Source organism: Rahnella ecdela (assembly GCF_019049625.1).
Taxonomy (GTDB): Bacteria; Pseudomonadota; Gammaproteobacteria; order Enterobacterales; family Enterobacteriaceae; genus Rahnella; species Rahnella ecdela.
Map to the genome: position 1 here is coordinate 333,982 of NZ_JAFMOY010000133.1, position 12,523 is coordinate 346,504.

The window sequence follows — 12,523 nt, forward strand, 5'->3', positions numbered from 1 at the left end:
ATAATATCAAAAACAATCTATTAAGGAACCTTAACGTGAAGCGAAAAATTATTGTCGCCTGTGGCGGAGCCGTAGCCACATCTACGCTGGCAGCAGAAGAAATCAAAGAACTGTGTGAAGCGCACGGCATACAAGTGGATCTCGTGCAGTGTCGCGTAACGGAGATCGAAACCTATATGCACGTCGCTCATCTGATCTGTACCACTGCCAAAGTTGACCGGACATTCGGCAACATTCCGGTCGTCCACGGAATGCCTTTTATCTCGGGTGTGGGCATGGATACATTGCGCCAGCAAATACTGACCCTGTTACAGGAGTAAGCCATGTTTACTGAAATAATGCGCTACATCCTCGATCTCGGGCCGACGGTGATGTTGCCCGGCGTCATCATCGTTTTCTCTCTGATACTGGGGATGAAACTGGGGGATTCTTTTAAATCGGCAATTCACATCGGCATAGGTTTTGTCGGTATCGGATTAGTGATCGGCCTGATGCTCGACTCCATCGGGCCCGCAGCGAAAGCGATGGCTGAGCATTTTGAAATCAACCTGCAGGTGGTTGATATTGGCTGGCCGGGCTCATCCCCAATGACCTGGGCTTCACAAATTGCGCTGGTTGCCATTCCGATTGCCATCGGAGTGAATATTGTGATGTTACTGACCCGCATGACACGTGTTGTGAATGTAGATATCTGGAACATCTGGCACATGACTTTTACGGGTGCCATGTTGCATCTGGCCACCGGTTCTTACTGGCTGGGAATAATGGGTGTTGTGGTACATGCAGCGTTTGTCTACAAGTTGGGCGACTGGTTTGCGAAAGATACCAGAGATTTCTTTAATCTTGATGGCATTGCGATCCCGCACGGTTCTTCGGCCTATCTCGGCCCGATTGCTGTGCTGGTCGATACGATTATCGAAAAAATCCCGGGCCTTAACAAAATTCATTTCAGCGCTGACGATGTTCAAAAACGTTTCGGCCCCTTTGGGGAACCGGTCACCGTCGGTTTTGTCATGGGACTGATTATTGGTTTCCTCGCCGGTTACGACGTTAAAAGCGTACTGCAACTGGCCGTGAAGACAGCGGCAGTGATGCTCTTGATGCCACGAGTCATCAAACCGATTATGGATGGTTTAACGCCCATCGCCCGCCATGCCCGTACCCGTTTGCAAGCCCGCTTTGGCGGACAGGAATTCCTGATTGGTTTGGATCCCGCCCTTCTGCTCGGTCATACCGCGGTGGTTTCTGCCAGCCTGATCTTCATTCCACTGACCATTTTAATTGCCGTACTGGTACCCGGTAATCAGGTCCTGCCGTTTGGGGATCTCGCCACCATCGGTTTCTTCGTTGCCATTGCTGTCGCCGTGCATCAGGGCAACTTGTTCCGCACCCTTATCTCCGGCTGCATCATCATGAGCATCACGTTGTGGATTGCGACTCAGACTATCGATCTGCATACACAGCTGGCAGCCAATGCCGGTGCGCTTACCGCAGGTGGAAGAGTGGCGTCTATGGATCAGGGCGGTTCACCCATCACCTATCTGCTGATCCAGCTTTGCACACTGAAGAATATCGCAGGACTGAGTGTCATCGGCGTCATATACGCCATTGGAGTTTTCCTGACATGGCGTCGTGCCCGTCAGTTTACTCAGGCAGAAAAACTGGCAGTTATTGCACAGGCCAATGCTTAACATCATCTCAGCGGGGGATCACCCCGCTCAAGGAAACTGACTATGAAATCTGTTGTGGTACACACCGGCGGGAAGATGAGGATTGAAGAACGTCCGGTGCCGGCACTCAAGGGTTCCGGTGATGTGCTGGTTCGTATCGCCTATTCCGGGCTTTGTGGATCAGATATCCCGCGAATATTCGCCAACAGCTCACATTTTTATCCCATCACTCTTGGGCATGAATTTAGCGGTCATGTCGTCAGTATCGGACAAGACATTCACGATTTGCAGGAAGGAGATGCCGTGGCCTGTGTACCATTACTCCCTTGCTTTGAATGTGAAGAGTGCAAGAAAGCGGCCTATTCACAGTGCAAACATTACGACTTTATTGGCTCCCGCCGCGAGGGAGGGCATGCTGAATATGCGGTAGTATCCCGCAAAAATTTATTCAAATTGCCGGAAAATGCCACCCTTTTGCAGGGTGCATTCCTGGAGCCCATCACAGTTGGTTTACATGCCCTTAAACTGGCCGGGGGTTGTCAGGACAAAGAGGTCATAGTGATTGGCGCAGGCACCATCGGACAACTCATCATTCAGGCGGCAAGTGCGCTGGGTGCAAAATCGGTCACAGCCATTGATATCAACCCTCAGCGTCTGGCCCTTGCGCTGGAAACCGGAGCCAGTCATGCCTTCAACAGCGCGACGCTGAGCGCCGACGATATTCGTCAGAAAACGCAGGAACGACGCTTTAACCAGCTGATCATAGAAACAGCGGGTACACCGCAAACGGTCGCACTTGCCCTCGATATTGCGGGCCCAAAAGCTCAGATAGCGCTTGTGGGAACATTGCACAAAGACCTTACCCTGGACGTCTCTACATTCAGCCATATCTTGCGCAAAGAACTGACATTGCTGGGTAGCTGGATGAATTATTCTGCTCCCTGGCCGGGCAGTGAATGGCAGCAAGCGACACAACTTTTTGCAGAGGAAAAGATAAATCTGGAAGCGCTGATTGCAAGTGTTGGAGCCCCGGAAGAATTTGTCAGGGAAGTTACGGCACTCGCAGGGAAGCCGATGACAGGTAAAATTTTACTGGATATGACAGGGAGCTGAAAAAATGTATCTGATTTCAAACAGGGAAATGCTGCTTGCCGCTCAGCGCGAAGGCTATGCAGTACCGGCTTTCAACGTCCACAATCTCGAAACTGTGCAAGTGGTGGCTGAAACCGCAGCAGCCATGAATTCGCCAGTCATTCTGGCAGGCACGCCAGGCACTTTCAGCTATGCAGGAACAGACTATCTGATCTCGATATGCCAGGAAGCCGCGCGTAAGTACCGTATTCCGCTGGCTCTGCATCTGGATCATCATGAGGATCATGCTGACATTGAAGGTAAAGTCCGCGCTGGGATCCGCTCCGTCATGATCGACGCCTCACATTTTCCGCTGGCAGACAATATCAAACAGGTGTGCGAAGCCGTCAGGCTTTGTCATGGCTTTGATGTCAGTGTCGAAGCAGAGTTAGGGCGTCTGGGGGGGCAGGAAGACGATCTGGTGGTGAAAGAAGGCGACAGCTTCTTTACCGATCCGGTCGTGGCGAAACACTTTGTTGAAGCCACTCGAATTGATTCGCTGGCGGTCGCCATTGGTTCAGCCCACGGTTTGTATCAGGGAGAACCTAAACTGGATTTCACCCGTCTTGGGCAAATCCGTCAGCAGGTCGATATTCCACTGGTTTTACACGGCGCTTCAGGTATTCCGGAGGAGATGATCCACCGGGCTATCGGTTTGGGCATCTGCAAAGTGAATGTCGCCACCGAACTGAAAATTGCCTTTGCAGGTGCTGTGAAAGAGTATTTTGCAGAACATCCGGACGCTAACGATCCGCGAAAATACATCGTGCCGGGGAAACTCGCGATGCAAAAAGTCGTGGAAGAAAAAATCAGGATCTGCGGAAGTGCCGGGCGCTTATAATCAGCCTGTATTAATGAAGCGGGCCGGAGCCCGCTTTCCGGATTTTTATTAATGTGCGGGTTGCGGCTGCTATTCCATTCTGATTTTATGGAACCTCATTAATAGTAAAATGGAAACTGCTATGACCACCCTTAACCACTTTGGCCAACCCATTGGTGACGCCCTTCCCGACTGGCAACCCCGTGAGCGCCCTGAACACGTGCAGCTTGATGGCATCTGGTGTCATCTTGAGCCACTGTCCTGTGAACGTCACAGTCAGGATTTATTTAACGCCTGGCACAGCATTGATGACAACCGTGACTGGACTTATCTTGCCGTCGATCGCCCTGCCACTCAGGCAGATTGCGACATGTTTATTTCCCAGCAGGAAAAAAGTCAGGACCCTTTATTTTTTGCTGTTGTCGATAACGAAACACAGCGTGCAGTGGGCAGTGTTTCTCTGATGCGTATTGATGCAGTAAATGGCGTCGCCGAAATTGGCTGGGTGAACTGGTCACCGCTGATGAAACGCACACGTTTTGGCACCGAAGCCATTTACCTGCTGCAACGTTATCTGTTTGATACGTTGGAATATCGCCGCTGCGAATGGAAATGCCACAGTCTGAATGAGCCGTCAAAACTGGCAGCTAAACGTTTCGGATTTGAATATGAAGGCATGTTCCGTCAGGCCATCATTAACAAAGGCCACAACCGCGACACCTGCTGGTACTCGGTTCTCGACCACGAATGGCCAGCCTCTAAGGCAGCGTTTGACCGCTGGTTAAGTGCAGATAATTTCAGTGCGGAAGGTCAGCAGAAGCAACGTCTGGAAGAACTGCGCTAATGCATATTGCCTGCGTTATTCACTGACGCAGGCAGACTTTATTCCTTGATAACAGCGGCTCAGGAATTCAGCGCAGACAACACCGTTATATCAGGCCATGCATAGATAATATTTGGCGAACGCCAGAGCGGACCTGCGTCGGTATAGCGTCCTGCTTCGCGGCCACCCAAAGCACTGTAGAACCCAATTGCAGATGCGTTGCCTTCAACAACCCCCAATCCTGCACTTTTGAAACCTTCTTCCGCCAGATGTGCTGCGGCTTTGGCAATCAGTAATCTGCCAATCCCCTGACGCTTAAATACCGGCGAAACATACAAGAATTTGATTTCGGCCATCTCGCCAAATTCAGGATTTGAGGAAGCAGAAGCCAGACTGAACCCGGCTAATTCCCCATCGACTTCCGCAATAAAAATGCCCTGACCGGCGGCGGGATGCGCAAACTTATCCTGCCAGAAGGATTTACGGCGCGGAACATCAAGCGCAGCAAAGGCTTCCGGCGGTGCCAGTTCATGATACGTATCGCGCCAGATGGCGACGTGTAACCGGGCAAGTGAGTCGATATCTTTTGGTTCAGCAATCCGTAAAGTGCAGGCTGGCACGGCATCCCTCATCATTAAAATGTTTGTAAAATCATAAAGTCAGCTGAGTATAGTCAGCCTTTCTCTTCCCGCGCCAGCAAACTGCGTTTTCGTTCCACGCCCCAGCGGTAACCGGAAATATTACCGTCGGTTTTAATCACCCGATGGCAGGGAATAGCGACCGCCAGCAGGTTTGCAGCGCAGGCTCCGGCTACGGCACGGACTGATTTAGGTGAGCCAATTTTATTCGCAATCTCAGCATAGCTGACGGTATCCCCCGGCGGGATATCTCGCAAAGCCTGCCACACGCGCTGCTGAAAGGCCGTACCACGAATATCCAGTGGCAAATCCAGCCCGATTTGTGGTGCTTCCACAAAGCCGACGATTGAGGCAATTCGCTGTTCGAAATCCGGATCGCCGCCCAGTAATTCCGCCTGTGGAAAACTGTTTTGCAGCTCACTGATCAGCTTTTCAGGATCGTCACCCAGCAAAATGGCGCAGATCCCACGCTGACTTTCGGCAACCAGAATATCGCCAAGTGATGATTTGCCGATGGCAAACCAGACGCGTACATATCTTCCGCCGGAACGGAAATTCTGCGGCGTCATGCCCAGCATCGCAGCGGAGGTTTCGTAAAACCTGCCATCAGAAGGATATCCCGCCGCGTGAATAGCCTCGGTGATCGTTGCAGAATCTGCCAGCTTTTCACGGACACGACGTGCGCGCTGTGCCTGCTGGTATTCTTTGGGTGTCACTCCGGTTTGCGCTTTAAACAGACGATGAAAGTGATAAGCACTGATGCCCACTTCGGCAGCCAGCTGATTGAGCGTCAGCATTTCGGCGGATTCTTCCAGCAACCGGCAGGCCTGCGTCACGCGCTGAGCATGAAACTGCGCCAGTGAAATCAGCCCCTGGCGGCAGCGTTTACACGGACGAAATCCTGCCTGCTCAGCCAATTCGGGGTTATCAAAATAAAGAATGTTTTCCGGATTCGGTTGGCGCGACGGGCACGAAGGTGCGCAGTAAATACCGGTCGTTTTTACAGCATAGACAAACCTGCCATCTGCTTTCGCATCACAGCTGACAACCGCCTGCCAGCGCGGATCCTGACTCTGCACACAGGATGAGTTTACCGCTGCCGTATTATTGATGACTTGTGTTTTACCTGACATTTTTCTGCCTCACATTTCCCGACTGGATGACTGTCAGCATAAGCCGCCATTATCCCGTGTGCCCTCCGGCCCTTGCTTTCTCATTCAGCGCCGGACTTTCAGCCTGCCACCGGTTTTAACGGCGTGTCGAGGATCATCTGATAAATGGCCAGATCCAGCCAGCGATCAAATTTGAATGCCGCCTGCTTAATTGTACCAGTATGACTGAATCCGTTTTTTTCATGCAGAGCAATACTGCCGCTGTTGGCCGCGTCAATCGCGCCAATCAGCGTATGCACGCCCTGCTCACGGGCGGCCTTCACCAGCGCGTTCAGAAGGACTTTACCCAGCCCTTTTCCACGATGATCTTTATGAATATAAATGGAATGTTCGACCGAATATTTATACGCAGGCCAGGCGCGGAACGTGCCGTAACTGGCAAAACCCAGCAGCGTCCCTTGTTCGTCTTCCAGCCCGACAACCGGAAAGTTATTGGTCAGTTTAGTGGCAAACCAGGAGGTCATGCTGTCGATGTGGCGCGGATCATTACGCATTGTCGGCAGGCGATGCACTGACTTTTGGCGTCGACCTGCCCATCACATTCAGTAATACGGGTGATCTGGCCTGCCGGTATCTGCTGGTCATGAGCGACAAATAACCGCCACATTTTCGAGTAACGACAGGGCACGATCACGCTGACGACAAAACCGCGTGGTCATCATCAGCCACATTTGTGCAGGGGTATCTTCGCGCCGGGCGGCCAGCTCCTGAAAGCCGGGAAACGCACCACCGCGATAACTCAGGTCATAATGAAAATCGTCCACCGAGCTGTATCTCAGGCGATGCAAACCGGCAACCACCTGTTTCAGCTGCGGCTGCCACGCCAGGGGATCTGCCTGCCAGTTCACTGTCAGTTCTGCCAGAGGGGGCTGCAATTGCTGTAATTTTTCAGCCACAGGCCTCAGATCAAACTCAGAGGAAATAGTGCGCATCAGTTCTGTCAGTGATTGCTGCAAGCTGTTCAGATACGCCAGCGGATCCAGCGGCAGCGCGGGCTGCGTCAGCAGACTTTCCAGCCAGTGCGCGTGGATCTTCGTATCGCGCCAGAGAATATTCAGATCCACTTTATCGTAAGTATCCGCTTCGGTGTGCCACCACCAGCCTCCGCCACTGCCCGGCGACTGACTGGTTTTCTCCAGCGGCACTTCGCGAAACGCAAAATGCAGCGGCAAACCACAGCCCCAGAATGACTGATCGCCGCCTTTGCCCAGCGGCGTGATACGTCTCGCCGGTTCACCGGTCACGGCTTCCACGGCGGCATTGAGAAACACGTGCGATTCCGCGCCGCTGGCGTTGAGCACTACGTCCACGGCATCAAGACAACCGGGCGAATCGACGTTGATGTGCGCCACACAATGCTGCTTCAGCTGCTGGCGGTAATTGTCGGCGTACCACGTCGAGCCGCCGTAGCGGGCGTTGGAATGTCCAGGCCACCAGATAATCCGCAGGCCGCGCAGCAGTTTTTGTGGCTGCTGATGGAAATGGATCGCCATCGCCAGACACAGCGCATTCCCCGTGGCGTTGTCCGTGACGCCTTCGTGCCAGGAATCGTAATGCGAAGAAAGCAGCACGAATTCCGACGTGGCGCCGGGAATATCCACCACCGGCATACTGCATTCGGCGACGTGAAAATTCAGTTCCGTGGCAATTTCCAGCGTCATTAGCGGGTGTTGCTGCAACTGCGCCAGCAAGCGTTCGCCGTCCTGCTGATTGACGGAAATCACCGGCAGTCGCGGATACCGCAAAAAATCGTCCGGTTCCGGCGTGCCCCAGACCGGCCCGACAGTTTCTTCATGCAGCGCCGTTTCCGCCGAGCCCCAGATATGGATAAGCCCCGTGGCGCCCGCCGCGCATAAGCGTTGCACGTAATCTTCCAAGCCCTGCCCGGCGATCACAATTTTGCCTCTTACGTCCTGCGCCCAGCTTTTCCATTCGAGATCTGTGCGCGGTTCACAGGCTCCGGCATCGTAATATGCGCGCCCTTCCATGCCCTGCGGACAGTGTGCCGAGAATGAACGGGTTTTGGCTTCGCACTGCCATTGAGGATGTTCCGGCAAACGTAAACGTCCGGCTAGCGGATCGCTAAGGTACAGCGGGCAATGCATCAGACGGGCGTCCAGCCCCTGTTCCTGTAATAAAGACAGCAGGTGCCGCGCCGCCTGTTCCGCATCCTCGCAACCGGAAAGCCGGTGCAGCGAGGAAAACTCGTGCAGCAGGCCGTCCATCAGCGGCAATAAATGTTCACGAACCGGCGGACGCAGCAGCATTATTGGGCCTTCTCCTGATGTACTGAAATATCCAGCTGACCAAAGTATTTGGTCTTAATCTTATCCCAGGTACCGTCGGCGATGATTTTTGCCAGACCGTCATTGAGCAGTTTTTTGATGTGATCGTCGCCCTTACGCAGACCGTAAGAGGAGCCGATGCTGAACAGTTTGTCGTCACGCACTTCCGGGCCGGTCAGGGTGAAATTCTTGCCTTCCGGTTTGTTGAGGAAACCGAAAGTAACGGCAACCGCCGGGCTCAGTGCCGCATCCAGACGTCCGGCAATCAGGTCCTGATAAATGGTGTCCTGATCGGCGTAAGCCACCACTTCCACGCCTTTCGGCTGCCAGAACGTATTGGCGTACATTTCCTGAATCGAGCCCTGCTGCACGGCAATACGTTTACCCTGCAACGATTCCGGCGTCGGCAGCAGCGGGCTGCCTTTTGCCACCACCAGTTTGGTCGGAATGTGATAGACAAAATCGCTGAAGTCGATCACTTTACGGCGTTTTTCTGTCGCGCCCTGCGGTGAAATAAAATCGACTTTTTTGGCGATAAGCGACGGGATCTCGGCATCAAAACTGCTGACCACAAATTCACATTTTACTTTCATCTCACTGCAAATCGCGTTGGTTACGTCGATTTCAAAACCGGTTGGCATACCAGCAGCGTCACGGTACTGGAATGGCGGATAACCTAAATCTGCCGCCACACGCAAAGTTTCCCCTTCGGCATGCGCCAGCGCACTGCCAAACGTCAGTGCCAGAACGGCAGCCGTCAGTGTCTTCTTCATCAGTGTTGTTATCATCATAATGTTGTCCTCTCACCCAAAGTTATTATTTTGATTGTTTAGTTAAAACGAGACTTCCAGGCTAAAAACTCTTCCCGCACAGCCGACAGTTTTGCCTGGTCCTGACACAAATCTATCGTCGTCATCGCCAGCGCCTTTGCCGCCTGCAACATGGCCTGCAAACCAGCCTGGGAACCAGCGGCCTGCGCAAATTCCGGTGTGTGCGGTAATACATCGCCAATGCGGATATAAGGGTGGATGGCCGCCGTAATCTGGCTGACGTTACCGATATCTGAAGAACCAATACCGCCGCTTTTCGGTGGTGGTACCACTTCCACACCGAGAATTTCGAGATTCTGTTTGAAGTAATCCGCCAGCGTCAGATTGTTATTACGTTCGGCGTAAGTCAGCCCCTCTTCGATTTCCAGACGTGCTCCGCTCATCAGCGCGGCGCCCCGCGCAGCATCAAACACTTTTTGTTTAACGATGCTCAGCCCTCTGACCGTACTGGCACGCATCAGGAACTTCGCTTCGCTGTAAGCCGGAACGATATTGGTGGCGCTGCCGCCGTCGGAGATAATGCCGTGGACACGCACGTCGTCGGTGAATAACTGGCGCAAGGCGTTAATGCCGTTGAAGGTGTGGATCACAGCATCCAGTGCGCTTATCCCGTTTTGCGGTGCCGACGCCGCATGCGCAGCTTTGCCATAGAATTTAAACACCGCATCGACGCAGGCCAGACCGCCACGCACCACCATCGTTTTGTCGCGCGGATGGAACATCATCACCGCGTCAACGTGGTCGAAAAATCCTTTGTCACTGAGGATGATTTTTCCGCCGCCCTCTTCTTCCGCCGGCGTTCCCACCACTTCGAGCTTGCCGGTCAGCAGGGGGGAAACCTGTTTCAGCGCCAGCGCGGCAGCGACCGACGCGGTGCCGATCAGGTTATGACCGCAGGCATGCCCGAGATCAACCAGCGCATCGTATTCCGCCAGCAGCGAAATCACCGGCCCCGGCTTGCCGCTGTCAAAGGTCGCGCGAAACGCCGTAGGCAGGCCGCCAAGCTGTTCTTCAATTTCAAACCCAGCAGCCCTCAGTGGCGCAATCAACGCCGCCGCAGAATTTACTTCCTCAAAACTCAGTTCCGGATTGGCATGAATATTCAGCGCCAGCGCGGTGACCTGCGGCGCGAGTGAATCCACGGCAGCGATAATCTGATCTTTGTGTGGGTTGTGGTCATGAACTGATGTAGTGCAATCCGACATATTTATTCCCTGCGATGGTGCAAAACCAAAAATTATTTTCGGATGAATGGATTGTGGCGTTGCGATAACTTGTCTCTATAACTAACAGAAATAGGGCTTTTGGCGTTTTCGGTCAAATTGAGCCTTTTTATCTGTTGCGCTTTTTACGCAAAAATTATTTTATGGCTGAGTGAATTTACGGACGGCGGAAAACGATGAACGAGAAAGACTGGCTGATACTGCGGGCGGTATATCAGCATAAAAACATTACCCGTGCGGCGGAGCAGCTTTATACCTCGCAGCCCGCACTCAGCTACCGTTTACGTCAGATTGAACGCAAGCTGGCGATCCGGTTGTTTGAAGACGGGCAAAAAGGGCTGACTTTCAGCGCGCAGGGTGAATATCTGGCGCAGCACGCGGTGACTGTACTCAATGATTTGCAGCAGCTGAAACTCAATCTGCACAGTCTGGATCAGGAACAGCAGGGAGAAATTTCGCTGGGCGTGTCGAGCAACTATGCCGCGTATCGCCTGCCGCCGTTACTCAGCCAGTTCCGGCAGACACATCCGGGGATCCGCGTAAATCTGATGAGCGGTTTTAGTGAGGAAATCATTCAGAAACTGCTGCGCGGTGAAATTGATATGGCGCTGGTGAAGGATGATTTTAACTGGAAGGAAGCCAAACATCTTATTGAGGAAGACGACTATGTGCTGGTTAACAGTCAGGATTTTGATTTCGCCCTGCTGCCGCATATGCCGCAAATAAAAATTCATCACGGCGCGCATGTCACGCAACTGATTGAGCGCTGGTGGAATGCTAACTTTTCACATGCGCCGAATATCACGATGGAAGTCGATAAACTGGAAGTGTGTATGGCGATGGTGGAACACGGGCTGGGATACGCGATTGTCGCTACGTATTTACCGCTGCCGGAACATTTTTTCCGCCGCCCTATTAACGTGGACGGCACGACGGTAAAAAACCGCACCTGGCTGCTGCACCGCCATAACCTGAACGCCACGCCGTATATGCAGGCGTTCAGTCATCTTTTACAGACGGCGCAACAAACGCCGGTATCACGCTTCTCAGAGATCTAACGTGCCGTCGATGAGCGTACAGGTATCGCCGCCTACCCAGGGCTCGCCATCGACAAACGTCACGGTCACGCGGCCATCGCGCTGGAGTTTAGTCCCCTGACGCACGCGGTAAGTTTGTGCCATCTGTGCGCCGTCCGGGAAATTCGCCGCTTTCAGCACCCGCGCAAGACAGGCATTGGCGCTGCCGGTGACGGGATCTTCTTTCAGCACACCCTCCTCATCGATAATCGCCCGCACTTCATAATCTGCCGGACCATTTTTATCGTGCAGACCGTAAACCGCGATGCCGTTAATCCCCAGCTGTTTCTGTAACTGACTGACTGCTGCCGCATCGGGGGTGATATTCAGGCACTCCTGCGCGCTTTCCATCCGCACCACCAGCCAGATAATCCCCATATCGACTTCGACCGGTGTGACATCCGCCTGAATTTTTCCGCCTCGTAACGCCGTGGTTAGCAGTTCAAGGTGCTGACTATCAAGTGGCGTCTGCGCCGCAGATGGCGCAGAAAATGCCTGTCCGCCTTCTGTCAGCTGTTTCACCTGCACCAGCCCGACACCACATTCCTGAATCAGATAGCCCGGATTTTTCGGCTGCAACCCGCTTTGCAACAGCGCGTACGCGGTGCCCAGCGTCGGGTGTCCGGCGAACGGCAGCTCCTTATCAGTGGTAAAAATCCGCACACGATAATCCGCTTGCGGTGAAGTCGGTTTGAGCACAAACGCCGTTTCCGCAAGATTAGTCCAGCGGGCCATCGCAAACATCTCGGCGTCTGTCAGCCCTTCAGCATCAAGTATCACGGCCAGTGCGTTGCCCTTCAGCGGCTCAGCGGTGAACACATCAACTTGTTTAAAACGGCGCAGGCGGGTCATAGC

At 53.3% G+C, this 12,523-nt stretch carries 13 protein-coding genes; 6 read left to right on the forward strand and 7 right to left on the reverse strand.

All coding sequences use genetic code 11. The features are described from left to right. The first annotated feature begins 35 nt into the window (after positions 1 to 35). The 5 genes from gatB to J1784_RS24910 all read left to right on the forward strand — a co-directional run bounded on the left by gatB (position 36) and on the right by J1784_RS24910 (position 4,465). On the forward strand, positions 36 to 320 hold the full coding sequence (gatB, locus tag J1784_RS24890; RefSeq protein ID WP_217151397.1) for a PTS galactitol transporter subunit IIB: 285 nt from the start codon (positions 36 to 38) through the stop codon (positions 318 to 320). 3 nt (positions 321 to 323) lie between these two features. After that, entirely contained in the window at positions 324 to 1,691 is a 1,368-nt protein-coding gene (locus J1784_RS24895) for a galactitol-specific PTS transporter subunit IIC (RefSeq protein WP_217151398.1), read from the forward strand. 42 nt (positions 1,692 to 1,733) lie between these two features. Continuing rightward, positions 1,734 to 2,783 carry a galactitol-1-phosphate 5-dehydrogenase gene (gatD, locus tag J1784_RS24900; protein ID WP_217151399.1) on the forward strand — a complete coding sequence of 350 codons (1,050 nt, stop codon included), beginning with the start codon at positions 1,734 to 1,736 and terminating at the stop codon, positions 2,781 to 2,783. A 4-nt stretch (positions 2,784 to 2,787) separates the two neighbouring features. Next, the gene (locus J1784_RS24905) at positions 2,788 to 3,642 is read left to right on the forward strand and encodes a tagatose bisphosphate family class II aldolase (RefSeq protein ID WP_217151400.1); all 855 of its coding nucleotides are present in this window, start codon (positions 2,788 to 2,790) and stop codon (positions 3,640 to 3,642) included. 121 nt (positions 3,643 to 3,763) lie between these two features. Next, complete coding sequence (locus J1784_RS24910) at positions 3,764 to 4,465, forward strand: GNAT family N-acetyltransferase (RefSeq protein ID WP_217151401.1); 702 nt, start codon at positions 3,764 to 3,766, stop codon at positions 4,463 to 4,465. A 59-nt stretch (positions 4,466 to 4,524) separates the two neighbouring features. Here J1784_RS24910 and J1784_RS24915 read toward each other — a convergent pair whose 3' ends face one another. The 6 genes from J1784_RS24915 to J1784_RS24940 all read right to left on the reverse strand — a co-directional run bounded on the left by J1784_RS24915 (position 4,525) and on the right by J1784_RS24940 (position 10,574). Further along, the gene (locus J1784_RS24915; protein ID WP_217151402.1) at positions 4,525 to 5,064 is read right to left on the reverse strand and encodes a GNAT family N-acetyltransferase; all 540 of its coding nucleotides are present in this window, start codon (positions 5,062 to 5,064) and stop codon (positions 4,525 to 4,527) included. Between the two features lie 53 nt (positions 5,065 to 5,117). After that, complete coding sequence (ada, locus tag J1784_RS24920) at positions 5,118 to 6,215, reverse strand: bifunctional DNA-binding transcriptional regulator/O6-methylguanine-DNA methyltransferase Ada (protein ID WP_217151403.1); 1,098 nt, start codon at positions 6,213 to 6,215, stop codon at positions 5,118 to 5,120. A 98-nt stretch (positions 6,216 to 6,313) separates the two neighbouring features. Next, positions 6,314 to 6,748 carry a GNAT family N-acetyltransferase gene (locus tag J1784_RS24925; protein ID WP_238485699.1) on the reverse strand — a complete coding sequence of 145 codons (435 nt, stop codon included), beginning with the start codon at positions 6,746 to 6,748 and terminating at the stop codon, positions 6,314 to 6,316. A gap of 87 nt (positions 6,749 to 6,835) precedes the next feature. Continuing rightward, entirely contained in the window at positions 6,836 to 8,521 is a 1,686-nt protein-coding gene (locus tag J1784_RS24930) for a M28 family peptidase (RefSeq protein ID WP_217151404.1), read from the reverse strand. Then, a complete protein-coding gene (locus J1784_RS24935; RefSeq protein ID WP_217151637.1) occupies positions 8,521 to 9,315 on the reverse strand; it encodes a transporter substrate-binding domain-containing protein in 795 nt (264 codons plus the stop codon). Before J1784_RS24935 ends, J1784_RS24930 begins: the two co-directional genes overlap by 1 nt. Before the next feature lie 53 nt (positions 9,316 to 9,368). Next, positions 9,369 to 10,574 (reverse strand): M20 family metallopeptidase, encoded by a 1,206-nt coding sequence (locus J1784_RS24940; RefSeq protein ID WP_217151405.1) that lies wholly within the window; start codon positions 10,572 to 10,574, stop codon positions 9,369 to 9,371. Positions 10,575 to 10,768: 194 nt separating this feature from the next. On the opposite strand from J1784_RS24940, the gene J1784_RS24945 reads away from it, so the two are divergent. Next, positions 10,769 to 11,650, forward strand: a complete 882-nt coding sequence (locus J1784_RS24945; protein WP_217151406.1) for a LysR family transcriptional regulator — start codon at positions 10,769 to 10,771, stop codon at positions 11,648 to 11,650. On the opposite strand, the gene J1784_RS24950 is transcribed toward J1784_RS24945, so the two are convergent. Then, on the reverse strand, positions 11,639 to 12,520 hold the full coding sequence (locus J1784_RS24950) for a PhzF family phenazine biosynthesis protein (RefSeq protein ID WP_217151407.1): 882 nt from the start codon (positions 12,518 to 12,520) through the stop codon (positions 11,639 to 11,641). The two genes, J1784_RS24945 and J1784_RS24950, sit on opposite strands and share 12 nt — an antisense overlap. Positions 12,521 to 12,523 lie beyond the last annotated feature (3 nt).